Here is a 25,035-nt window from a genome sequence, read left to right on the forward strand (position 1 = left end):
AAAGTTTATCATGAAAAAGAGTTGTATTTTATTGGTTCTAATTATATTGATTTCTTGTCAGAAAGCAGTACCAAAGCATGAATCTGTAAATGATTTATTTAAATCAGATATCCTGAAAGTTATAGATAACGTTTCTAAGCTAGAGCACTTAATTCAATCGAATACTTCAACGCCTAAACTTCAGCAACAATTTCTGGATGCTCATGCCAGTTATAAACAAGTAGAAATGATCAGTGAATATTATTTTCCGGTTGTTTCCAAAGCTATCAACGGTCCCGCCTTGTCTGAATTTGAAGAAAATGATGGAAAGACTTTGCCTCCAGAAGGATTTCAAGTGATTGAAGAATTCATTTTTCCAGTTTATAATTCCCAAACTAAAGGGAGTTTATTGAAAGAAATAGGCATTCTTTCTGCTAATTTAAAGCGGCTGGACAAAGTGTCTCAAACGAATGAATTAACAGATTCACATGTTTTTGACGCAATGCGATTAGAAGTATTTAGAATCATAACCTTGGGAATAACAGGCTTTGATTCCCCAATTGCTCAAAATTCTATCTCAGAAGCGATTTCAACATTAGAAAGTATTGAGCAATACCATACAATTTATGTTGGCGATTCAAGCGATAAGACATCTCTATTGGTTTTGAAAATCATTGGAAACGGAAAGAAGTATCTAAAAAAAAGTAATAAGTTCAATGAATTTAATCGGGCTGTTTTTATTCGAGAAATTGCCAATCCTTTGAGTAAGGCTTTATATAAAAGTCAGGGGAATTTAAAAATTCCTTTCATAAAAGAAACAAGAGGTTTAAGATCTACTGCACAAACACTTTTTGATGAAAAAGCTTTTGATGTTGAGGCTTTTTCAGCATTCCCAGATTACAAAACAACCTCTGAAAAAATAGAATTGGGGAGATTGTTGTTTAATGATCCTGTTTTATCTGGAGATAATTCTCGTTCGTGTGCTTCGTGTCATCATATTGAAAAAGCGTTTACAGATGGTTTGGAGAAATCAGTTTCCTTAGATGGTAACTCTCTGGTTAAAAGGAATACGCCTACACTTACTCATATTGCCTTTCAACGTTCATTTTTTTTAGATTCCAGAGTTAGTTATCTGGAAGATCAGGCAGTAGCAGTAATAACTAATGAAAATGAAATGCACGGCTCTTTAGAAAAATCAGTTATAGCTTTAAAAAAGAATGTTAATTACAATGCAAAGTTCTTAAAGGCATTTCCTAAAACAGGAATAGATGAATTTGCTATAAAAAATGCATTGGCTTCCTACATAAGATCATTGAGTACTTATGATTCAAAATTTGATGGTTTTATGCGAGGAGAAGAGAAATTTGATTTAGATGAGATTGCTGGATTTAATCTCTTTACTGGAAAAGCAAAATGCGCGACCTGTCATTTTATCCCATTAACAAACGGAACGGTACCACCAAGTTTTATGAAATCGGAAAGTGAAGTATTAGGTGTTCCTGATAAGAATAAAAAACTGGATGCTGATTTGGGAAAATTTGAATTAACAAAAGCGTCAATTCATAGAAATTCATTCAAAACACCTACTTTACGAAATGTTGAATTGACAGCCCCATACATGCACAATGGTGTTTTTAAAACACTAGAGGAAGTCATTGATTTTTATAATGATGGCGGTGGAAACGGATTAGGTTTTAATTTGCAGAATCAAACTTTACCCGAGGACAAATTAAAGCTGACTGACAAGGAAAAAAAACAACTTATAGCTTTTATGAAAAGCTTAACGGATAAAAAGTATTCCCAATATTAAACAAAAAATGCGCTGAATTTCAGCGCATTTTTCTTAACTAATTCAATATTTTTTTACAATTGAAAACCATAAGCTAAACGTACACCTACTTGTCCAACTCCTCTTCCAAGAGAACCGTTACTGTTTAAACGATCAAAATGATTATAGTGAGTATAGTTCAAAGAAATATCTATGTATTTCGTAGCATAACCTATACTTGGAGATAATAATAAAGAAGTTTTGTCTCTAGTATTGTCTACATTACTTACTGCAAATGCTGCACCAGCTTCTCCCATAACGTAAAATTGATCTTCCCAAATAAAAGCTTTGAAACCCGCTTTAGCTGGAATAATACCTAAATCTTTTCCTTCTGTTTGACCAGGAAACGCATCAGCTTTACTTACAAATAAATTAGTGTAACCTGTAGTCAACGTCAAAGAGTATCTTTGTGATAAATCATATTGTCCTCTTACATCTGCACCAAGTGATAATTTGTAAGGATCATTAGTTGAGTACCCTGCATTTGCACCAAATCCTAAACGGAATCCTTGATCGTAATTTGTAACATCTTTCGCTTCTTTTGTTTCTTGTGCTTCAACATTGCTTGCAAACATTATTGATATTGCTACTACCAACACAGTTTTAATTTTTCTTGTAATTCTCATAATTCTACTATTTTAATTAATTGTTTTTGTCGTTGCTTGTATTAGTTTGAAAACGACTTTACAAATGTATAGCCCGCATCAGGCTGTTTTGTTATACAATTGTTTGGTTTTGTTACAGAATTCCTTGTTATGTGTAAATAAGTATTAAAAAAAAGACTGTTATATATGCAATAGTATGAATACAATTGAAAGCTTCTAATTATATTTGCCATCAAAAAAGTAAAAGTGAATTTATCTCAGTACTTCAAAGAGTTCTCCTATAATATTAAATTAGCCTATCCAGTAATTTTAGGAATGTTAGGGCATACTTTAATAGGGATAGTCGATAATTTTATGGTCGGTAAACTGGGGTCGACAGAGTTAGCGGCTGTTTCGTTAGGCAATAGCTTTATATTTATTGCTTTGTCTTTAGGGATAGGTTTTTCTACGGCAATTACTCCGTTAGTTGCCGAAGCTGATGCCGAAAAGGACAATCAAAAAATCCGCACTACTTTTCATCACGGACTACTTTTATGTACGGTTTTAGGGGTAGCATTATTTATTATGACAGTGTTATCAAAACAGATCATGTATCTGATGCACCAGCCTAAGGATGTGGTTGATATGGCTGCTCCATATATTGATTGGGTTGCTTTCTCATTAATTCCAGTAATTATCTATCAAGGATACAAACAATTTGCTGATGGATTAGCTAAAACAAAATACTCAATGTATGCTATTTTTATGGCTAACGTAGTGCATATTTTTTTTAATTATGTGTTGATTTATGGAATTTGGTTTTTTCCGAAATTAGGAATTTTGGGAGCGGCATTGGGGACAGTTTTATCAAGAATTATGATGGTAGTCTTTATGCATTATCTAATGAAAAGTAATTCGGACATGAAGAAATATTTCAAGAATTTCAGCTTTAAAGAAATACAAAAATCAATTTTAAAAAAAATAATCAATCTTGGTTTGCCTTCGGCAATGCAAATGTTGTTTGAAGTAGCATTGTTTACAGCTGCAATATGGCTATCGGGTTCATTGGGAAAAAATAGCCAGGCTGCCAATCAAATTGCTTTAATTCTGGCATCTTCAACGTTTATGGTAGCGATGGGTTTGAGCGTTACTGCCATGATTAGGGTAAGCCATACAAAAGGAATGAACGATTATAAAAACTTGATTGTTGTGGCGCGTTCTATTTTTCTGTTAGCCATCATATTGGAAACTTTCTTTGCGATAATTTTTGTGGTATTTCATAATTTTTTGCCACATTTGTTCTTGAATATGAGTGATCCTGGTCAAATGATTGATAATCAAGAAATTATCATTATATCTTCAAAATTGCTTCTGATTGCAGCTATTTTTCAAATTTCGGATGGAATTCAAGTAGTTGTTTTGGGGGCTTTACGTGGTTTACAAGATGTAAAAGTTCCAATGTATATTACCTTTGTGGCGTATTGGATTATTGGTTTTCCTATTTCGTATTATTTAGGGGAATACACCAATTTGAAGGCAGTTGGAATTTGGATAGGACTTTTGGCAGGTTTAACCGCCGCCGCTATATTTTTGTATATTCGCTTTGCGAGATTAACAAAAAAGTTAGTGTTACAAAACGAAAAGAGATAAAACAATAAATACTTAATTATAATATTCATGGAATTACCAAAATTTTTACTAGGCGACAATACTGATTTCCCCGAAGATATTTTTATCATACATTTAGATTATCCTAGATTTATTATTAATCTTAAAGATGATGAGGTAGAGTTTATGGAAGAAGCTGAGGACCTTGACGAAGCAGAATTAAATGCTGAAATGGAAGGATTAATTGTTCTTGCTAATGAGTTTTATGACCGAGAAATCAAACTTTACGAAGAATAAATTTATTGTTTAAAATACTTTTCTAATAATGACTGAGCGGCTGCAAAGGGTGAAATTTCATCATTTTGTACCGCTTTTTTGGTTGAATCCAATGATTTTTGAATTTCCGGATTGCTGTAGAAATTGGTTTTCAATTGCTCGTTGATGGTCTCCAGCATCCAATATTGATTTTGTTCTTTTCGTTTTTCAAAGAAATAATTATTGCCTTTTGTCAACTCCAGAAATTTTTGAATGGTTTCCCAAACATCGGGTATCCCGTCCTGTGTAATAGCACTACAAGTAGCAGTTGTGGGGGTCCATCCTGATTTTTTTGCTGGGAAAAGATGCAAAGCTCTATTGAACTCTAGCTTGGCTAAATTTGCTTTTCTAACATTGTCTCCATCCGCTTTATTGATGATAATAGTATCCGCCATTTCCATGATGCCCCGTTTAATGCCTTGCAATTCATCACCGGCACCAGAAATTTTTAATAAAAGAAAAAAATCAACCATACTGTGAACGGCAGTTTCACTTTGGCCTACGCCAACGGTTTCAATAATGATGGTATCAAAACCAGCAGCCTCACAAAGCGTGATGGTTTCGCGGGTTTTTCTAGCCACACCTCCCAATGTTTCCCCGGAAGGCGAGGGGCGTATAAAAGCATTCTTGTCTTTAACTAATTCTTCCATTCGGGTTTTATCACCTAAAATGCTGCCATGCGAAATCGTACTGCTAGGGTCAACGGCAAGTACCGCTACTTTTTTACCTAAACTAGTCAAGTGTTTTCCAAAAGCTTCAATAAAGGTGCTTTTCCCAACACCTGGAACTCCCGTTATTCCTATTCTTATAGATTTGTTAGCATAGGGTAAGCAAGTATTTATAACGTCGGTGGCTTTAGTCAAATGATTTACATTCGTACTCTCCACTAAAGTAATCGCACGACTCAGCGCAGTTATATTTCCCTTTTTAATTCCTTCAACGAGTTCTTTTGCTGTAGGTTGTATTCTTCTAAAGTGCTGAATTTGTTCAACAACAACCGAACTGATAATTTCTGGAGGAGAAATACCAGGTTTTTCGTTAAGGGCAGAATGTTTTGATTTTTTATTGGACAAAGCAATTTATTTGAAAAGTAAAATTAATAAAAACTATTTTGAATTGACAGTCATTCTCTTAAAATGTCATTTACCTTATTATTGTTAATTTCGTACTGCTAATATATCACAAATTTTATATTTTTTGAATTCAGTTTATAAATCATTAGTCAATATCTTTGCCGTATTATGACCAACTTTATTATAATCTTCATTTTTTTATTTCTCGGTATTATACTCCAGAATATAAAAGGGTTTCCTGTAACTATTTATAAGTTATTAAATAAAATTGTTATTTATATCTGCCTTCCAGCTTTGGCGCTGTATTACATTCCAAAAATAAAATGGAGTCCTGAATTATTATTCCCAATTGGTGTTGCTTGGATAGGATTTATTGTTTCCTTTCTTCTTTTTAGTTTTTTAGGAAATAGACTTGGATGGTCCAAAAAACTTATTGGTTGTTTAATTTTAACAGCCGGATTGGGAAATACTTCCTTTTTAGGTTTTCCAATAATTGAGGCATTATATGGAGAAGAAGGACTAAAGACAGCTATTTTAGTGGATCAGCCTGGTTCTTTTGTAGTGCTTTCCACATTAGGAATCCTTGTGGCAACTTTATATTCCAGCGGCAATCCTAATGGTTTTCAAATCGCTAAGAAGATTGTTCTCTTTCCACCATTTATAACTTTTTTGATAGCCTGTTTGATGAATGTTTTTAAAGTTGATTTTCAGGATTACATTCAGTTTTTATTACAGAAAATGGGAAGTGGTGTGACACCTTTAGCTTTGCTTTCGGTTGGTTTACAACTGCGTTTTGATCGAAAAAGTAAGCATTGGAAGTTTTTAGGACTTGGACTACTGTATAAATTAATATTGACTCCTGCTCTCATTTACCTGTTGTATGTCGTAATTTTGCAACAGCATTCCAAAATTATTCAGGTTGCCATATTGGAGTCAGCAATGGCGCCTATGATTACTGCTTGTATTTTAGCGTCTACTCACGGTTTAAAACCCCGTTTAAGCAGTATGATGATTGGGTTTGGCATACCATTGTCTTTTTTAACTTTGTTGTTTTGGTATTATGTGGTTCAGTTTATTTAAGTTTTTTTATAACGAACCAATAATTATTAATTTAGTTTTTTAAATATGAATTCATCTCTTGATAGTGTATCAAAAACGGATACAACTCCTATTGTGCAGCAAACCGTTTATTCTGTATTGTTTTCCATTGCATTTGCCCATTTATTGAATGATTTATTACAAGCCGTAATTCCGGCAGCCTATCCTATTTTAAAAGAAAATTTCAATTTAACCTTTACACAAATTGGATTGATCACCTTAGCATATCAATTAGCGGCTTCCATATTACAGCCTTTAGTTGGTTTGTATACTGATAAAAGACCCAAGCCATTTTCTCAAATTTTTGGGATGTTATTTACTATGTCGGGAATAGTATTTCTATCCTATGCATCTAGTTTTTCTATGATTATAATTTCAGTTATTTTGGTTGGGATTGGTTCTTCGATTTTTCATCCTGAAGCTTCCCGAATCTCTTTTTTGGCATCTGGAGGAAAACGGGGCTTGGCACAATCTATTTTCCAGCTGGGAGGCAATGCTGGGACTGCAATAGGACCTTTACTTGTGGCATTAATTGTAGTTCCTAATTCACAATATTACATCATCTGGTTTGTGGTGGTTGCTATTATCGGACTGATTGTTTTGAGTAGAATTGCGTTGTGGTACCAAAACCATTTAAGTTTAAGAAGTGCCAAAAAAGCCGTAATCGATTTGCCTAATTTATCCCAAAAAAAGATTATAATCTCCGTGGGGATTTTGTTGGTTTTGATATTTTCAAAATTCTTTTACATGGCCAGTATGTCCAGTTATTTTACGTTTTATCTAATTGAAAAATTTGGATTGTCGGTTCAGGAAGCACAATTTCATTTGGTTTTATTTTTGGCTTCTTGTGCTATTGGAACTTTAATAGGTGGGCCGTTAGGGGATAAATTTGGAAGAAAATATGTGATTTGGTTTTCAGTCTTGGGAGCAGCACCTTTTACTTTATTGTTGCCGCATGTGGATTTATTTTGGACAGGCGTTTTATCTGTCGTAATTGGAATCATAATCTCCTCTGCATTTCCGGCAATCTTGGTTTATGCACAAGAATTATTGCCGAAAAAACTAGGAATGGTTTCTGGTCTTTTCTATGGTTTTGCCTTTGGAATGGGTGGTTTGGGATCGGCTTTATTGGGAAATCTTGCTGATCATACTAGTATTACTTATGTGTATTATCTTTGCGCTTATTTGCCGTTAATAGGGATTGTTGGCTTGTTTTTGCCTAATTTAAAAAAGAAATAATACAATTAACAAATCAAGATTTCAAAAAATAATTTATAGTTTTATAAATTTTTATGATAAATCGGTACTATTCTTAGTCTTAAAATAAGCAGTAATTATTTATGAGTCTCATACATTATGTTTGTAATTGATGCGTTAAAAAATATTTTTAATTTTTAAACGGATCACTTATCTTAAAGTTTAAGCATAATTAGTTTTATTTAAAAGAAGGGTATCGAATTCATTTTAAATGTAATTATTTAAAACAGTTTAGTTAATTAATAGAAATGTATTTCTATTTGAATACTTTTCTAACCCTTCTTTAGATCATTAATTCATTTGTACCGTAATGGGAAGATTATATGCAGTACGGACAGCTTTTCCGTCAATCATTCCTGGAGACCATTTCGTTTTTAGAGATTTTAGTACTCGAACCGCTTCTTTGCCTAACCCATAACCAGGATCTTTTTTTACTTGGATATCTGTCATGCTTCCATCTCTCTCAATTACAAAAGAAACAAATACCCGAATAGAACCGCTACCTTCGATTTCTTGTTTTTCAAAATTAGTACCTACAAAATTATAGAATTTAGTAATTCCTCCAGGAAATTCAGGAAGCTTATCCAAAGAAATACTATTAACAATCGTATTTTCGGTATCGATGGTATTGGTGGTTCCTATATTGGTGCTTGAAGAAGGGGAGGTGTTTACTACAACTGTAGTTGTGCCATCAGTAGTTGTAAATTTTGCAATAGTGTTATCTGTGTTTTTTGCACTATCTGGATTCACTTGTGACGCTTGTACTATAATTGGATTTACGAGTTGGTCATTTTTAAAAGGTATTTTTGTAATTTGTTTCTTTATTTCGGGCAATAATTTTTTTGGGGTTTCTTCAAGTTGATTTGGCACTATATCAGATAATTGAACTATAGTATTTTTAAATTCAGGTATTTCGATTGTAGTACTGCTATCTTGTCCAAAATAATTAATTAGTGCAGGAATACTAAAAATCGTAGCAGAAAATAAAAGGCCCATAAAAAGTGCCTTTAAGCAAATTTTAGTGCTTTCCTGACGCAATTGATACGCTCCATATTCTTTGTTTCTGTCTTGAAATACAAGGTTGATCCAACAAGTTTCATAAAGGCTTAATTTTGACATAATTAAAGGATTTAAGGTTAAGTAGCAGTTAAATCATAAGCAGAGGATATTTTATATTAAAAAATAGTGCTGGAATTGTAGTATATAAATTTAGTATTTATTTTCAACTAAATTAGAATTTTTTTATTTATTTAGTTGATATGTTGGTAAATTAATATTTATACCCTTATTTTTAAGTTAATTTATAAATAAAAACGCATCCATGTTAATGGATGCGTTTTGCAATAAGTTTTATAACGCTTTAAATTATTTAGAAAGCATATTTAAATCCAATTTGTATTTGAAATGGGTTTCCGGAAAGGGTGGGAAGCCCGGCATTATTGACTCTGTAATTAAATTGACGTCTTGTATTGTCAAATCCAGGAACTGCAGCTGTTGTTCCAGAGGCAGGTGTGCCTAAAGCATACAAGGACTGGCTTCCAAGGGATTTATTTACGCCCCATTCTTTATTTAATAAATTGGCAACATTAAATATGTCGGCAGTGAATTCTAAAAATTGTTTTTTATACAAAGTAACTTTTTTACTAATTCTTACATCAACAAGTCCGTAAAACTCATTTATTCCTCCGTTTCTTTCTGCTAATTTACCAGAGTATTTATTGATATAATTTTTTAAACTTTGGCTTGCATTAGGATTATCAAGTATGGTTTGTAAACCTGTTTTGATGTTTTGAGGGACACTTGGATTATTGATGTCAAAAATGTAGGCTAAATCATTTGAAGCTGTAACAAAATCTGCATTCGTATTTCCTCCTGATAATAAACTGTATCGTGTACCACCTATACCGGAATATCGAACACCTACATTAAACCCATAAAATGACGGCAGGGTTCCGTAAAAGACAACTTTATGACGGAAATGATTGTCAGAATAACTCATTTTGCTTAAGTCTCTAGGGTCATCTTCAACAGGTAATACCAAAGTTGCAGTATTGGCTACATTTCCATTAAAAGAAGTATTGTCCTTCGTTTCATTCAAGGTGTAACTCGCGGATATTTCGCCATCTTTAAAATAGCGGTATGTGGCATCCATGACTAGTGCAAATTGATTGACTTTACCTTCGCTGTTTAATTCCAAAACCCGCCCTAATTTATTACTTAATCGTCCTTGCATCCAATCTCCAGCCCCATTTGCAGGAATGGAACTGGCGGGTACAAATACACCACGGTCTCCTTCATTGGCCAAAGTGAAAAATGGATTCGCTACCATATTTCGGTCTACATATACATAATTGTTGCGACCCAAAGTAGCATAACCGGCTATTCCTGCTTTTAATTTTTCAGTAAAAAAATGGGAATACGAAACATTAGCCTTATAAACTACCGGTACTTTAGCAGTAGTTCCTGTAAAATTAATAGTTGGCAATTGAAAAGCATCCAAAGTGGGAATACTAGCATAATTGTTTCTATAATCTATAAAATTGGGCATAGGGACATTTGGTGATCTTACATCTACCGTAGCGGTATGATTTCCATCAAAATATAAATTATTGATGATTGCATAATTATTCAAATCAGATGCAAAGATTCCGGCTCCTAAGCGTATATAATCCTTATGGTTTTCATTTACATCCCACGACAATTGTACTCTGGGTTGCAGGATTGCTGACTGTAGTTTATTATCCGTACGAATGCCTAATTCATCAAAAACCAATTGGTTAAATGTAGCCGACGGATATTTAGCATAATCAAATCTTAAACCTAGTGTCAAGTCTAAGCCAACTGCTATTTTAGTTTGTAATTGACCGTAAAGACCAGCATTTAGAATATTGGATGTTACTGTAGGATCGCTTACTAATGGTACTTCTCTGAAGTAACGGTAAGGGGTTTGGTTATCAAAATTAGCAATGCTATTGAAATGGAAACGTCCATTAACTTCGCTTCCATATAAAGATTTTGAATTGGTGTGCATTAAATCAAAACCAAAAGTATATTTAATCTTATCCGTATTAAAATATAGATTATCAACGATTTGGAAAACATTATTAGAGAATTTTTCTTGTGCAAATCGATGACCACCAATTTGGATATTGGTGGTTCGCACAGCACCATTAATTGTAGAAGCAACGTTTTCTACAATAGCGCGGGGAATGTTGTAGGAAGGCAGTTGGTCGCCGGGACTGCTATCTTGAAAGGTATACAGGTGTTGTATTTTTAGCTCATTAGTAACTCTTGTGTTTACTTTGGTTCGTAAAGAAGCCAGAATACTATTGTCAATACTTAAATCATCTCCAGTTGACTCAAATAAATTGATGGCAGTATTGTCTTGAAGACCTAGTTTATTATTGTCATACGTAAAATTATTGCGAACAGTCAATAAATTATTATTGTTTATTTGCCAGTCAATACGAGCAAAGGCCGCATCAGAATTTCGTTTTTTCTCAAAAGAACCGTATTGAGGGGATCTGGAAACGCCATATTTATTTTGGGCTATTGTTACAAAATTATCAAGAGTGGCCCTTGTTACATTAAAACGTAATTCGTCCTCTGGGGATTGAACATCCGCAATGATTAGAGGTCGTAAATCTTGTTGATGGTCCCAGGCAACAAAGAAGTGCAATTTGTCTTTAATGATTGGTCCACCCAGAGTGAAGCCGTATTGTGTTGTAGAAAAATCATTTTGACGCCTGTTTCCTCTAATGTCATACGGACTAGACAGCCAATCCGCACGATTGTAAGCAAACATACTTCCTGTAAGGTCGTTTGTACCGGATTTAGTCACTGCACTTACGGTTCCACCGCCACTTCGGCCATAGCTTACGTCATATTGATTGGTGACCACCTTGAATTCTCTAACAGCCTCAATAGATATAGAGTATGGAGCACCGCTTCGGCTAGTTGTTGCTCCTGCTGAAGTTGGATTTTTAGCATTCATTCCGTCCAGCGTGTAATTGGTTGAAGAGGCTAATTGTCCTGAAATATTTCCTCCTCGTGTTAAAGGAGATAGATCCATCAAACTGGTAAAGTTTCTACCATTTACGGGTAATGCATTAATTAGTTTTGCGGTTACTGCTGTTGCAGCTCCTAAATTCCCAGTTTTGTTTTTTAAACCTCTGCCAACTACTTCAACCACTTCAAGGTTTTGCATTTCGTCTTGCATCAGTATTTCAATATTTATTAAATCACCTTGATTTAAAGTATAACCAGAACGTTGTTGTAAGCCATATCCTGAAGCGGTAACGCTTATTGTGTACGGTCCACCTAGTGGGAGTTCTTTAAAAGTAAAAACTCCTTTAAAATTTGATAATGAATTGGTTTTAAATCCGGTTGACTCATTTCGTATTTGAACCATTGCATCTTTAAGTGGCTCAGTGTTAGTGCCTGAAATAGTACCAGAGATAGATGCTTGAGTTGTTTGGGCAAAATTCGTATTGCCCACTGAAATAGTCAGCGCAATAGAAAATAAAAATAGTTTGAGTTGTTTCATGAATACTTTTTTTTGTTTTTTAATGCTGACAAAGGAATTGACTTATTAAAAAAAGAGGGTTATTTAAACAATAACTGTAAAATACTTTTGTGTTAAAAAAAAGTTATAAATGGGATGATCTAAGGGCTGTTTTTGTGATATTGTTAATAAAATAATATTTATGAGCCGTATTTTAATATTTATAAAAAGCGCATTTTTTTATAAAAAAACTTAAATTAAAAAATATAAAAGAGACTTTTTTTTTAGAATATATTTTTTATTTGGTAATAATTAGATGATAATTTATTTGTCAAGAAGTCTAATATATAGATATAAAACTGCAATAATTTAATCCATCCTTAATATATGGGTTCCTGTTAAAAACTACTTTTACGATATACTTCAAACAAAAATTATGAAATACACGAAACTAGTACTGGCTTCCTTATTAGCCTTGTTTTTTTTAAATTGTTCCTCAAACAAGTTTGTGGTCTGTGGGCATAGAGGAGCGATGGGGCATGCCACAGAGAATACATTAGCATCCATAAAAAAAGGAATTGAATTGAAAGCGGATATGCTAGAAATCGATGTTTTTAAAATTAAAACAGGCGAACTGGTGGTTTTTCACGATGATGATTTGGATCGCCTCACCAATGCAAAAGGAAAAATTGAAGATTACACTTTTGATGATTTAAGAAAGGTTCTGGTAGCTGGGAAACATCAAATCCCAACACTGCAAGAAGTGATAGCGGTTATCGATAAAAAGGCAGTCCTTAATATTGAATTAAAAGGGACTAATACTGCGACTGATACCTATAGAATAATAGAAGAATACAAGAAAAAAGGTTGGAGTAATAAGGATTTCTTTATTTCTAGTTTTCGTATTGGGGAATTACAAACCATGCGATCTTTAAGTAAGGAAATAGCGATTGGTTTACTTACGTATAAAGAGCCTATTGAAAGTATTATTAAAATAGGAAAGGAACTTAATGCGCAAGCAATTAATCCGTATTATAAGACTTTAACTGCTGAAAATGTTGCCGTAATGAAGGCGAATGATTTTAAAATTTATCCTTGGACGGTGAATGAACCTCTGGATATTAAGGATTTACAGGAACTTAAAGTAAACGGAATTATTACGGATTATCCAGAGAGAATTGTAAGATAGTCCTAGAATATATAGCATCTTTTAAAGCGATCTGAAGTTATTTTGGATCGTTTTTTTATTTTATACAATATGATTTTTTGAAATTTATCGTCTGCTTTGAATGATTTCTGCTAATAATTTTTTAGCGCGAAGCAATTTAACTTTTACATTACTTAAGGGTTCATTCATTTTATTTGCGATTTCCTGATAACTCATTTCCTGAAAATACCGCAACTGAATAACTTCTTGATAATGAGGTTTTAGTTCTTTAATAAACCGTAATAATTGCGAAAGATTTTGTTCGGTAATTAATTCGTCTTCTGCAGATGGGGTAGTGTCGGCTATGTTGTAGGCTTGATGGTCTTCCTCATCGGTAATTTCGATAAAAAGACTCGATTTTTTTTTTCGCAGTACATCGATATGTACGTTTTTTGCAATGGCGATGAGCCAAGTATTAAACTGAAATTCAGAGTTGTAAGTAGCTAGTTTGTCAAAAGCTTTCGAGAATGTTTCAATAGTAATGTCCTCGGCATTGGTTTCATTTTCGGTACGTTTTAGCATAAAACCATACACTTCATTCCAGTAATAATTCAATAGAAAAGTAAAGGCAGCCTGATCGCCTTGTTTCGCTTTTTCTATTTGTGTGTTTATTTCCAATGTACCGGTTTTGAGAATGTATTTGTAATAAATATATTGATTTGGGTTAATATTAAAACCAATTCAATTATTGGATACCAATATACAACATCTTTTTCTTTTAATTTAGCTGCCGAAAATCCGATTACAATCCAAGCAATAAGGTATCTAAGCGCAATTAAAATCAATACTAAAATCCATTGGTATTGAAAAGACAGCAATACAATGGGCAGCACTATAAAGAGCAATTGGGAACAATAGAATGTACCTAACTGTAACTTATCGAAAGGTTTGTAATAATTTGCCGTAGCTACGTGTCTTCTTTTCTGTATCAACCAGTCTTTGTAGGTAGTTTTAGGTTTAGAAAGCGTTACGCTTTCTGTTGTGTAGGCAATAGTGGTGTTTTTAGCTTTGGCGGCTTGATTTATAAATAAATCATCATCGCCTGAACGAATTTGCATGTGCTCTATAAATCCATTTACATTGAAAAATTCTTCCTTCTTGTAGGCTAAATTTCTTCCTACACCCATGTACGGATGTCCTATTTTTGCCCAAGAAAAATATTGAATTGCGGTAAGCAATGTCTCAAAACGAATTAGTTTATTGAGGAAGGAATTAGCAATTTTTTCATATTTTCCATATCCCAAAACAATTGTTTTTTGCATCGTAAACTGGGAACTCATAGCGGTAATCCAATCTTTGGAAGTAGGATAACAATCGGCATCAGTGAAAAGTAAATACTCTTTTTTGGCTGCTTTTATACCTAAAGTCAACGCGTATTTTTTATTTCCCCAAAAAGCTTCGTTATTTTTTACTTTTACCAGACGAATATTTGGATATTGTTTTTCAAAACCTTCAAAAATTGCCAATGTGGTATCACTTGATGCGTCATCAATCAGGACAATTTCAAAATCAGGGTAGTTTTGTTCTGCAAGTAGCGGAATGAAATTTATAGCATTTTCTTCTTCATTTTTGGCACAAACGATAACTGAAATGGGAATTTTTTTGGGTGTTATTTTTTGTGTTTTTGCGAAAGCAAATTTCCCAAAAACGCCTAAATAATATAAAATTTGAACAGCAACAATAAAGATAAAAATGTAAAAGATTAGTATAAGCATTTGAGTTTAGTGAGTTTTTATTTCCGAAATTTTAGGAGAGTGCGAAGGTATGAATACAATTGCCAATTGTAAATTATAAAGTATGAATTTTGAAAGAATCTATATTGGACATTTCTTCATCTCATTTGCAACAGCTATTGACTGATTGTTATTGCTTTTTTCTAGCTCTGATACAATTTTTTTATAATTTTTAGCATCACGATTTTGCGACATTTTTCTAGTGGCTTGTATTTCAGTGATTTCAATTTCAAACGCTACAATGCCGCGGCTTTGTAACATGGTTTTTTTTGATAAATTTTCTACTCGAACTGGATTTTCAGAATTTAGCTCGTATTTATCAACTAATTTTTTTAAGGATTCGATGACGGCATCTCCTTCAATAATTTTTACTTTTCCATATACATGTATGGCTATATAGTTCCATGTAGGTACATTTTCATGATCGTACCATGAAGACGAAATATAGGAATGAGGTCCAGAGAATACTGCTAAAACTTGATCACTGTCAGTAAAACCATTCCATTGAGGGTTTTCTTTAGAAATATGTCCACATAAAATGTCTTTACCAGCTGTATTGGTCTCTAATTCCAATGGGATATGTGTTGCGCACAATTTTCCATGAGTTTGATTGATTAAGATACCAAAGCTGTTTTCTTGTAAAAATTTTTTGATTTCTTCTTGATTTTCGTTTTTGTAAATTTCTGGAATGAACATGTTTATTAGGAATTAAAATTTTTGAATCTATAATTAAATTACATTTACTTCGGCTTCAATATGAATGCCAAAAGTTTTGAAAATTGTCTCTTGAATATTTTTAGAAACATTCAAAATTTCCTGTCCTGTGGCATTGCCATAATTCACTAATACCAATGCTTGGTTTTTATGGATTCCGGCATCACCAAATCGTTTACCTTTGAAACCAGCCTGTTCAATCAGCCATCCCGCTGGAACTTTGACTTCAGTTTCTGAAATGTCATAATATTTTATTGCTGGAAATGCTTGCTTAATTTTCTCAAAGTCTGATTTAAGCAGAATAGGATTTTTAAAAAAACTCCCGCTGTTTCCCAACACTGCCGGATCGGGTAATTTACTTTGTCGAATGGCAATTACAGCATTGCTAACATCTTTTAACGTAGGATTTAAAATGTTATTTTGGGTTAATTCGGTCGAAATATCTCCGTAAGAAATGTTGATTTTATGGTTCTTTTTAGTCAATTTATAAACTACGGAGGTAATAATGTATTGATCTTTAACTTCGTTTTTAAAAACGCTTTCTCTGTAGCCAAAATGGCATTCTTCCTTTGTAAATGTCCTTATTTGCTGATTTTCTATAGTCATTGCCTCACAGGAAATAAAGGTGTCTTTTATTTCGGTTCCGTACGCTCCGATGTTTTGCACTGGTGTAGTGCCAACATTTCCAGGAATGAGTGACATGTTTTCTAATCCGCCAAAATTTTGAAGTACAGTCCAAAGCACAAATTCATGCCAGTTTTCGCCAGCTTGACTTTCGATCCAGACAAAATCATCATTTTGATCAATTATTTTTTTTCCTTTCAAATCAATATGGATTACAAGCGCCTCGACGTCTTTAGTCAATAGCATATTGCTTCCACCTCCTAAAATAAATTTTTTATGAGATTTATTTTCTTGTAAAATAGTTTTCAAATCTTCATTTGAATGAACGGCGACAAACTGTTTTGCTTTGGCTTCAATGCCAAAAGTGTTGTATTTTTTTAGTGAAAAATCATGTAGTATTTCCATAAAAGAGAGTGCTTTTGTATTATTTACTCGTAGGTTCAAAAGTAAGTATTAAAATTTGGTTGCATACGTTTTCATCCAAATATGCATCATAAATAAGGGCATAATGTAAGGAATCATTCGAGAGTCTCCTTTGAGTGAATTCAGTACAAGTTTCTGTATTTTGATGTGTTCAAAATAAGGCATTTGAAACAGATCACTTTTCGAAAAAGAGTCTAGTTCATCTTTAAAGGCATGACTTTTAGTAATGTAATCTCCCCAAGGAGCACTCAGACCAACTTTTTTGAATTCTAGGATTTCTGTAGGCAAACGCTTTTCCATTGCTTTTTTTAGAATGAACTTGCTTTTTTTTCCAGTAAAGAGCCATTTATCGTCCAAGGATCCTAATCCAACAATTAATCTCGGGTCTAAGAACGGTTCCCTGCACTCAATGGAAGCACCCATCGTACACCGGTCATTCCGGTCAAGGAGTGAGCATAAATAAGTGTGTTGATCAAAATAAAGAGCCTGTCTGCGCAGGTTATTGGGATATAAAGATTTTGCTTCTTTATAAATTTGTTTTCTGTATTCGTTTTTTGGTTGTGAATTAATTCCGAAAGTTTTCGCAATATCATTTGGATAGATGTTAGAGCCATTATAAATGACTAAATCGGATTCACTATTGATTTGAGCGTAGCGTATTAATTTTTCGTATCTCGGGGTTTTTGTAAAAAGATCTATAGTACCAATCATTTTTATTGCATGCAATAATGATGGATATTGTAAGGTTTTGTATCGCACATATCCTCCCATTAATTCGTCAGCTCCTTCACCAGAAAGTAATACTTTTACTGAGGGTTTTGCCATTTGAGAAACCGCTAAAAGATGCGGTTCGTTCAAATGCATTATGGGTTCATCTTGAAAATAAGTCGACCGTATTAATTGATCGTAAAGGTTGTTGTCTTCTAATTTTAGGGTTTGAAATCCATAGTTGCATTTCTCCGCCATCCTTTTAGCCAAATGGGCTTCGTTATGTTCTTTCTCTTTGAAACCAATATTAAAAGTTTGTATGTCTTTGTAATTTTGGTGGTATAAGGAAGCTAAAATGGAGGAAGAATCGAGTCCGCCACTCAATAAAACTCCTACGGGGACATCACTTACCATTCGCATTTTAACAGAATCATCAAAAGTTTCCCGGAACCATTCAATCGGATTTTTAATTTCGGTTTGATTCTGTATTTCTCTTTTTAAATCCCACCATTTTTCAGTTGTGACTTTTCCATCTTCATGAATAGTCATGATGTGTCCCGGCAATACCTTTTTTATGTTCTGATATAAAGTGTTTTCACCGGCAACAAATCGGTTAAAAATATATTCTTCCAGTCCGTCCTGTGCCATTTTAAATGGAACTCCAGCAGTAAAAAGTGCTTTTTGTTCTGATGCAAAATAGAACGTTTCATTGAAAAAAGAATAATACAAGGGTTTTACACCCATTCTGTCCCGAACCACAGTCAGTTTTTTTTGTTCTTTGTCCCAAATGGCAAAGGCAAACATCCCGTTGAGGCGGTTTAGCATTTTTAAACCGTGTAATTGAAATAATTTCATCAGAACTTCAGTGTCAGAATTAGTTCTGATATCAAATCCCTTGTTTTTTAGTTCAGGATAAAATTCTTTAAAATTGTAAATTTCACCATTATAAACCATAATATACCTTCCGTTTTCTGAAAGAAAAGGTTGGTGGCCTGCTAATGAAACATCCAGAATTGAGAGTCTTCGGTGTCCAAAACCGATGTTGTTTTCTATAAATAATCCCTTGTCATCGGGGCCTCGATGTTCCAGTGAATCCCGCATCTTAGTAAGTATGCGCTCGTCAACTTTTCTTTGCAATTGTAAATGCAAGATTCCATTAATTCCACACATTATTAATGAGAGAGATTTGAGTTAATTAATTGATGGTATTTCTGTGCTATTATTTTCATATTGATGCTGTAATTTGTTTTTTCCTCAACAAGTCTTCTGTTTTTAAAAACGGCACGTTTACGATGTTCAGAATTTTCGAAGGACCAAATTAACTCTTGAGCTAATTTTCTAGAATCATTTAAAGGAATCAGTAAACCATTATCACGGTGTTTTATCCAACTTTGATTCCCTGGAATATCACTTACGATGGGATAACAATTTGTTGCCATAGCTTCAAATAAGGATGCCGAAACTCCTTCGGTTATTGGCATACTAATGTAAATGTTACACTGTTGCAGTAGCTTTGGTAATGCAGTATTAGGGATTCTTCCTGTAAAGATAACTTTCTCTTCAATCCCTAATTTCTCAGCTAAACTCTTGAGTTTGCAAAGTTGGCTACCATCTCCTATAATTGTAAGTACGAAATCTATTTCTTTTTGGTTTAAAATAGCAAATGCTTTTAAAATAATATCATGTCGGTATTCCGGTAACAAAGAACGCGTGACTATAGCAGAAATTTTTTCTGGATTGGCATTGTTTTTATCTTCAAATTTTGCCAGATCAATTCCTTTAGGCAACACTAAAACCTTCTTCATATCAACTTTGGCGTCGATCATAGAAAAAGTCATCACAGGACCCCAAGCATGAATTAAAGTAGCTTTTTGAAAAGCATAATTTTGAATAATTCTTTTTAGAGGTAGTAAAATTGAATTTTCAGGCCATAAATCGGTAATTCCTTGTTGCGCAATTGCTACGGGTTTTATGCCTGATAATGCAGCAAGAAAACCGTAACTGGTTGTTCTTTCGGCAATAACCATGTCTGGTTGTTGAGCTTTTATTATTTTTCTAATTTTAAAAACAGCTAATTTAAATTCGAAAATCCTTAAGATTCGGTTCCGAATACCGGTGTTGGGCGTTTTTAATTCCCAAGTGATGATTTCGAAATCACCAAATTCTTTGAGTCCGTTTATCCAGGTGATGGCATCGGCTCTGTAGGCTTCTCCAAGAAAAAGTATTTTCTTTTTTTTCATTATAATCACTCCGAAGTTAAAGCTCGATTTATGAAATCGTTCAGCGGTTTTAACGCAATTAGTTTTTCACTTATGATTGCTACGAAATCTTTTTTAGAAACGGAAGAAATATCAATTTTCTGCGAGGATTCAAAACTTTTCAATTTTAATAATTCAATTGCTGGATGCTCTTTTTCGTAACCCCTTGGCGGGTTTTTCAACATGTTTTTTTCATTGCGATCAAAATCGTTAAATTCCTCTTTAAATTTTTTTTCATTTAGAATAACTTCTAAATCATCATAGAAATAAGCAATTTCTTTACGCATTTTTTTTAAGTCATCTGCTTCCGGACAGTACAATCCTCCGGCAATAAAACTACCTCCTTTTTCTAAATGGATGTAATACCCCGAGCGATTCTGACCTTTTGCACCAGAAGAAAGCCAAATGCCCAAGTGTGATTTGTAAGGCGTCTTGTCCTTTGAAAAACGGATATCGCGGTTAATTCTAAAAGTACAATTTTTTACTTCAAGCATTTCCAGCGAGGGATCTAGTGGTTTCATAGAGTCCAGTAAAGCACTAACTAATTGCTGGTAGTCTTGCTTAAAGGATTCGTACCGTTTTTTATTCTCTAAAAACCAATCTCGATTATTGTTGGCTTTTAAATCCTCCATAAATTGCAGTGTGTCTTTTGAAAGCATCTTGATTTATTGTATTTGTTTTTTTAATTCCTCTTCTTTTATAAAACCGGAATGCTTCCATTTAACTTCTTTATTCTCGTACAATAATAATGTCGGGAGTTCGCTGATTTTCATTTCGGAAATCAAAGTTTTGTTTTCGTCAGCATTCAATCGAATAATAGTAACTTCATCTGATAAATCTTGTTGCATTTTCAAAAGGTACGGCGTCATTTTTTTACACGGGGCGCACCATTCAGCATAAAAATTAATCAATATTTTTTTGTCAGTGTCTACTAATTTGTTGTATTCCAGTACAGTCATTCCTATAATTTTGCTAGTGGGTTTAGATAATCCAGCAGCATCCCATTTTAATATTCCGCCTTGTAACTGATAAATTGTTGTAAACCCAAGTTCTTTCATTTTTTGAACGGCACTTTGGCTTCTTCCTCCGCTTTTACAATATACAAAAACGGGTTTTGTTTTATCTAGTTTTGCTGTGCTGGCTACAAAATGATCCCCTAGCCAATTTATATTTACGGCTTTATCAATATGGTCTGAATGAAATTCTTCTGGAGTTCGTACATCCAGAATTTGTGGATTCGACGTAGCCCCAATTTTTTCAGCAAAAGCTTTTGCATCGATCGTTTTGTTGTCTTTCGAAGTTTGTCCGGTACAGGATAAAACAACAAAAGGTAAGAGTAAGAGGAATATTTGATTAAGTTTCATTGAATTTTAATTTGGAGAGGCTAAATTAAGTGATTTTTCAATTTTTTGAATGGTATAATTATTAAATTAAAGTTATAAGTTGAAAATTTTATAGGTTTGATGTGTCGATTTTACAATTGCTTCAGTTCGTTCAGGATGCGTGTCAGAAATAAAAAGTTGTCCAAAAGTATCGCTATTGACCATTTCGATTATTTTAGCCACACGACTTTCGTCTAGTTTATCAAATACGTCATCAAACAGTAAAATTGGTTTTACACCACTTTGTTTTTTTAAAAACTCGAATTGTGCTAATTTTAAAGCGATCAAATAGGATTTTTGTTGCCCTTGAGAGCCAAATTTCTTTATAGGATGTTGATCAATTTCAAAGGCTAAATCGTCTTTGTGAATCCCTACACTGGTATAATGTAGGGCTCTGTCTTTGTTAATGTTTTCTTGTAAAAGTAGCAACAACTCTTTTTCGAATAAATGGCTTTCATAGACGAGTTGAACGGTTTCCTGAGAACCTGTTATGGCTTGATGGTGGCTGTTGAAAATAGGGATAAATGCTTCAATAAATTCTTTTCTTTTTTCGAAAATATAATTTCCAAAACCGTTGAGCTGCTCATTATATATGGACAACGTATCGTTTTCGAAAACATGATTTAATGCAAAATATTTCAATAAAGCATTGCGCTGACTCATTACTTTTTGGTATTGAATGAGTTGCTGTAAGTATTGAGAATCCAGCTGTGAAATGACGCTGTCCATAAATTTTCTTCTGGTTTCGCTGCCTTCCACAATTAAATCTCTGTCTGCTGGAGAAATAATAACCAAAGGAATAAACCCAATATGGTCCGAGAATTTATCATACGCTTTACCGTTTCGTTTTAATATTTTTTTCTGGCCTTTCTTGAGACTGCAGACAATTTGTTCAGTCCTGTTATTCTTCTCAAATTCAGCATCAATCACAAAAAATTCCTCTCCGTGTTTAATATTCTGAACGGCTAACGGATTAAAATAGCTTTTTCCATACGATAGATGGTAGATTGCATCGAGTACATTGGTTTTGCCAATACCGTTTTTACCTACGAAACAATTTATTTTACTGTCAAATTCAAAATTAGCTTCTGAGAAATTCTTGTAATTGAATAATGAAATTTTTTTTAAATACATGGGTAAGGCTTGCTGGTATTGAGAACTTTGCTGTTTTTGGACGCGTTTTTCAAAGAGGGTGCAAATTATTGAAAAATATTGATATAAAGGCCTTTTCCAATTTTTCTGTGGCAATTATTTTGCCATTCGAAAGAAAGAATCAGGCAGGATATTTTTTTTGAATATAAAAGCATATTTTTTGCGTGGGTTTGAATAAAAATTTTATTTTTGCGATTCACTAAATTAAATTGAAATGGCTACTTACAGTAAAAGAGGATATAAAGCACCAAAAGAAAAAGAAGTAAAAGAAGCAGGAGTTGAAGCAGTAGTTATTGATGAAAAAGACAGCACAACTGCGGAGGTTTTTTCAAAATTAGATGAAACCGCTTCAATAACGGAGGATTGGGTTGCTAAAAACCAAAAAATTATTATTGGATTAGTTGCCGCTGCTGCCTTATTTACTATTGGTTATTTAGCATATCAAAGATTTATTGCTGCACCACAACAAGACGAAGCTGCTAATGAAATGTTTGTTGCACAACAAAATTTTCAAAAAGCAACTGACGGAATAGCAAGTGACTCGTTGTATAAATTGTCTTTGAATGGTTCAGAAGGAAAGTTTGGATTCTTGAAAATTGCTGATGAATATTCAGGAACTGATGCGGGTAATTTAGCTAATTATTATGCGGGTATTGCATATTTGAACACAGGTAAATATACTGAAGCGATTGCGTATTTGAGTAAGTTTAAATCAGATGATATTGTTTTAGGTGCTTTGGCAAAAGGAGCAATGGGAGATGCTTATTCTCAAAAAAATCAGCCAAAAGAGGCTTTAGACAGTTATGTGAAAGCTGCAGAATCAAATAAAAATGATTTTACAACGCCACGTTTCTTATTGAAAGCCGGAAAGACAGCTTTGACCTTAGGGAATAAAACGGACGCATTGAAATATTTTACAACTATCAAAGAAAATTATGAAGCTACTCCAGAAGGTGCTTCCATAGATGTTTTGATAGGATTGGCACAAGAATAAATAGTGATATGAGATTGTAGATTTTAAATTTGAAAATTCTATCTTTAATGATGCAATAAAACGTGCAATCTAAAACTAAAATCAAATGGCTACCGAAAATAAAAATTTATCTGAATACGACAGAAATAGTGTTCCCAATGCTAAAAAATTCCGTTTTGGTATTGTAGTTGCGGAGTGGAATGAAGCCATAACGGAAGGTCTATTTAATGGGGCGTTTCAAACATTATTAGAAAACGAAGTTCCATCTGGACAAATTATTCGTTGGAATGTTCCAGGGAGTTTTGAGCTTGTATATGGCGCTAAAAAAATGCTGCAAACTCAAAATGTCGATGCTGTAATTGTTATTGGCTGTGTGATTCAAGGTCAAACAAAACATTTTGATTTTGTATGTGAAGGGGTAACACAAGGAATTAAAGATTTGAACGTTCAAACAGATGTTCCAGTTATATTTTGTGTACTTACGGACAATACGATGCAACAGTCCATAGACAGGAGTGGAGGAATTCACGGAAATAAAGGTACTGAAGCGGCTATTGCAGCCATAAAAATGGCATACATCCGTCAACAATCTTCATTGTCACATCAAATAGATAATCAGCATTTATTATCTTCAGGTGCTATCCAGTTAGAAGAAGGATTTCCTTTAGAATTAAAAGAATAGATATTTTATTTTATTTTTAATGTATATGTAAAAACCTACCCCATTGGAGTAGGTTTTTTTTATGGGTTTTCTAAAAGATTTATAGGAGATTTTATGTACGAATCTTGTTTCGAAAGTAAGATGCAATGATAAACGGTGTAAACTGTTTTATGAATTACAAATTATACCAATGAATTATGCGTGCGCATGAGCTGCATTCAAATTGATATCAGATAAAGCAATCTCGGTTAAGGATACATCTGCTTTTTTCTCTTCTTCAAGAGTTTTAGCTAATAAAGTAGCTGCTTTGTTTTCGCCAAGTGTCAATGCGTAAGCACGTAAAGTGCCGTAAGTAGCAATTTCGTAATGTTCTACTTTTTGAGCTGCTGCAATAATTGCTGCATCACGTACTACACCTAACTCGGTTTCTTCCATAATCCCATCGGCTTCTTTGAGTAGACCTTCCATTGCATCACATTTTTTGCCAACGGCTTTCAGACCTAAAGATTCAAATACTTTTTCTAAACGAGTTACGTGCTCCTCTGTTTCTTTTAAATGATTTTCAAAGGCATGTATTAGTTTTGAAGAAGTAGCATTTTTTGCCATTTTAGGAATGGCTTTTGTAAGTGCATGTTCCGCCCAAAAGATATCTTTTAATCCGTCTTCAAAAAAATCTCTTAAACCTTGTGCAGCATCTGGTTTTGCTTTTACAGCTCCTTTTTTAGGGTCTACTTTTGTGTCTTCTTGTTTTTCATTGGTCGTTTTCATAATAAATATTTTTAATAGTTAACTTGTTTGAAATAACAAATTTAAGTTTTAAACAGGTATAGGGATTATATAATTTTGTTAAAAATTTTCAAAATTAACACTTCATGTACTTGTTTATCAGTTATTTATGACTTAGTCTTAATTTGCTTTTCTGTGCTTGATTTAGAATTAAAAAGAGGAGATTTA

At 33.5% G+C, this 25,035-nt stretch carries 22 protein-coding genes; 8 read left to right on the forward strand and 14 right to left on the reverse strand.

Annotated elements, in window-relative coordinates:
- Positions 1-10: 10 nt before the first annotated feature.
- A complete protein-coding gene (locus AC0608_RS10455) occupies positions 11-1,789 on the forward strand; it encodes a cytochrome-c peroxidase (protein WP_478289017.1) in 1,779 nt (592 codons plus the stop codon).
- A gap of 53 nt (positions 1,790-1,842) precedes the next feature.
- Here AC0608_RS10455 and AC0608_RS10460 read toward each other — a convergent pair whose 3' ends face one another.
- Positions 1,843-2,433, reverse strand: a complete 591-nt coding sequence (locus AC0608_RS10460) for a hypothetical protein (protein ID WP_417960846.1) — start codon at positions 2,431-2,433, stop codon at positions 1,843-1,845.
- Between the two features lie 225 nt (positions 2,434-2,658).
- On the opposite strand from AC0608_RS10460, the gene AC0608_RS10465 reads away from it, so the two are divergent.
- Together AC0608_RS10465 and AC0608_RS10470 are read left to right on the forward strand one after the other, a co-directional pair.
- Positions 2,659-4,041: an MATE family efflux transporter gene (locus tag AC0608_RS10465; RefSeq protein WP_478289018.1), complete on the forward strand. Its 1,383-nt coding sequence runs from the start codon at positions 2,659-2,661 to the stop codon at positions 4,039-4,041.
- A 27-nt stretch (positions 4,042-4,068) separates the two neighbouring features.
- On the forward strand, positions 4,069-4,296 hold the full coding sequence (locus AC0608_RS10470; protein WP_091204000.1) for a DUF8828 family protein: 228 nt from the start codon (positions 4,069-4,071) through the stop codon (positions 4,294-4,296).
- A 2-nt stretch (positions 4,297-4,298) separates the two neighbouring features.
- On the opposite strand, the gene meaB is transcribed toward AC0608_RS10470, so the two are convergent.
- Positions 4,299-5,387: a methylmalonyl Co-A mutase-associated GTPase MeaB gene (gene meaB / locus AC0608_RS10475; protein WP_478289019.1), complete on the reverse strand. Its 1,089-nt coding sequence runs from the start codon at positions 5,385-5,387 to the stop codon at positions 4,299-4,301.
- Between the two features lie 168 nt (positions 5,388-5,555).
- Here meaB and AC0608_RS10480 point away from each other — a divergent pair, with 168 nt between their 5' ends.
- Together AC0608_RS10480 and AC0608_RS10485 are read left to right on the forward strand one after the other, a co-directional pair.
- Positions 5,556-6,467 (forward strand): AEC family transporter, encoded by a 912-nt coding sequence (locus AC0608_RS10480; RefSeq protein ID WP_417990286.1) that lies wholly within the window; start codon positions 5,556-5,558, stop codon positions 6,465-6,467.
- 45 nt (positions 6,468-6,512) lie between these two features.
- Positions 6,513-7,724 carry an MFS transporter gene (locus AC0608_RS10485; RefSeq protein WP_478289020.1) on the forward strand — a complete coding sequence of 404 codons (1,212 nt, stop codon included), beginning with the start codon at positions 6,513-6,515 and terminating at the stop codon, positions 7,722-7,724.
- Positions 7,725-8,033: 309 nt separating this feature from the next.
- Here the strand turns inward: AC0608_RS10485 and AC0608_RS10490 are convergent, their stop codons facing one another.
- Both AC0608_RS10490 and AC0608_RS10495 read right to left on the reverse strand, forming a co-directional pair.
- The gene (locus AC0608_RS10490) at positions 8,034-8,861 is read right to left on the reverse strand and encodes an energy transducer TonB (RefSeq protein WP_478289021.1); all 828 of its coding nucleotides are present in this window, start codon (positions 8,859-8,861) and stop codon (positions 8,034-8,036) included.
- 250 nt (positions 8,862-9,111) lie between these two features.
- Positions 9,112-12,288: a TonB-dependent receptor gene (locus tag AC0608_RS10495; protein ID WP_478289022.1), complete on the reverse strand. Its 3,177-nt coding sequence runs from the start codon at positions 12,286-12,288 to the stop codon at positions 9,112-9,114.
- A gap of 394 nt (positions 12,289-12,682) precedes the next feature.
- Here AC0608_RS10495 and AC0608_RS10500 point away from each other — a divergent pair, with 394 nt between their 5' ends.
- On the forward strand, positions 12,683-13,435 hold the full coding sequence (locus tag AC0608_RS10500) for a glycerophosphodiester phosphodiesterase (RefSeq protein WP_478289023.1): 753 nt from the start codon (positions 12,683-12,685) through the stop codon (positions 13,433-13,435).
- An 84-nt stretch (positions 13,436-13,519) separates the two neighbouring features.
- Here the strand turns inward: AC0608_RS10500 and AC0608_RS10505 are convergent, their stop codons facing one another.
- The 9 genes from AC0608_RS10505 to recF all read right to left on the reverse strand — a co-directional run bounded on the left by AC0608_RS10505 (position 13,520) and on the right by recF (position 22,429).
- The gene (locus AC0608_RS10505; RefSeq protein WP_417960709.1) at positions 13,520-14,071 is read right to left on the reverse strand and encodes an RNA polymerase sigma factor; all 552 of its coding nucleotides are present in this window, start codon (positions 14,069-14,071) and stop codon (positions 13,520-13,522) included.
- Positions 14,062-15,168: a glycosyltransferase gene (locus tag AC0608_RS10510; protein WP_478289024.1), complete on the reverse strand. Its 1,107-nt coding sequence runs from the start codon at positions 15,166-15,168 to the stop codon at positions 14,062-14,064. Before AC0608_RS10510 ends, AC0608_RS10505 begins: the two co-directional genes overlap by 10 nt.
- A 99-nt stretch (positions 15,169-15,267) precedes the next feature.
- Complete coding sequence (locus AC0608_RS10515; RefSeq protein ID WP_417990256.1) at positions 15,268-15,882, reverse strand: FMN-binding negative transcriptional regulator; 615 nt, start codon at positions 15,880-15,882, stop codon at positions 15,268-15,270.
- Positions 15,883-15,915: 33 nt separating this feature from the next.
- A complete protein-coding gene (gene murB, locus AC0608_RS10520) occupies positions 15,916-16,929 on the reverse strand; it encodes a UDP-N-acetylmuramate dehydrogenase (protein ID WP_478289025.1) in 1,014 nt (337 codons plus the stop codon).
- Between the two features lie 48 nt (positions 16,930-16,977).
- A complete protein-coding gene (asnB, locus tag AC0608_RS10525; protein ID WP_478289026.1) occupies positions 16,978-18,825 on the reverse strand; it encodes an asparagine synthase (glutamine-hydrolyzing) in 1,848 nt (615 codons plus the stop codon).
- A gap of 2 nt (positions 18,826-18,827) precedes the next feature.
- Positions 18,828-19,895 (reverse strand): glycosyltransferase family 4 protein, encoded by a 1,068-nt coding sequence (locus AC0608_RS10530; protein WP_478289027.1) that lies wholly within the window; start codon positions 19,893-19,895, stop codon positions 18,828-18,830.
- Positions 19,896-19,900: 5 nt separating this feature from the next.
- Complete coding sequence (locus AC0608_RS10535; protein ID WP_417960697.1) at positions 19,901-20,572, reverse strand: DUF2461 domain-containing protein; 672 nt, start codon at positions 20,570-20,572, stop codon at positions 19,901-19,903.
- Positions 20,573-20,578: 6 nt separating this feature from the next.
- Positions 20,579-21,277 (reverse strand): thioredoxin domain-containing protein, encoded by a 699-nt coding sequence (locus tag AC0608_RS10540; RefSeq protein ID WP_417960695.1) that lies wholly within the window; start codon positions 21,275-21,277, stop codon positions 20,579-20,581.
- 72 nt (positions 21,278-21,349) lie between these two features.
- Positions 21,350-22,429: a DNA replication/repair protein RecF gene (gene recF, locus AC0608_RS10545; RefSeq protein WP_478289028.1), complete on the reverse strand. Its 1,080-nt coding sequence runs from the start codon at positions 22,427-22,429 to the stop codon at positions 21,350-21,352.
- Positions 22,430-22,661: 232 nt separating this feature from the next.
- On the opposite strand from recF, the gene AC0608_RS10550 reads away from it, so the two are divergent.
- Together AC0608_RS10550 and ribH are read left to right on the forward strand one after the other, a co-directional pair.
- Positions 22,662-23,441, forward strand: a complete 780-nt coding sequence (locus tag AC0608_RS10550; protein WP_478289029.1) for a tetratricopeptide repeat protein — start codon at positions 22,662-22,664, stop codon at positions 23,439-23,441.
- Positions 23,442-23,526: 85 nt separating this feature from the next.
- Entirely contained in the window at positions 23,527-24,102 is a 576-nt protein-coding gene (gene ribH, locus AC0608_RS10555; protein WP_478289030.1) for a 6,7-dimethyl-8-ribityllumazine synthase, read from the forward strand.
- Between the two features lie 174 nt (positions 24,103-24,276).
- On the opposite strand, the gene AC0608_RS10560 is transcribed toward ribH, so the two are convergent.
- Positions 24,277-24,849 (reverse strand): YciE/YciF ferroxidase family protein, encoded by a 573-nt coding sequence (locus AC0608_RS10560; protein ID WP_478289031.1) that lies wholly within the window; start codon positions 24,847-24,849, stop codon positions 24,277-24,279.
- Positions 24,850-25,035: the final 186 nt, after the last annotated feature.

This window comes from Flavobacterium sp. GNP008 (genome assembly GCF_056428965.1).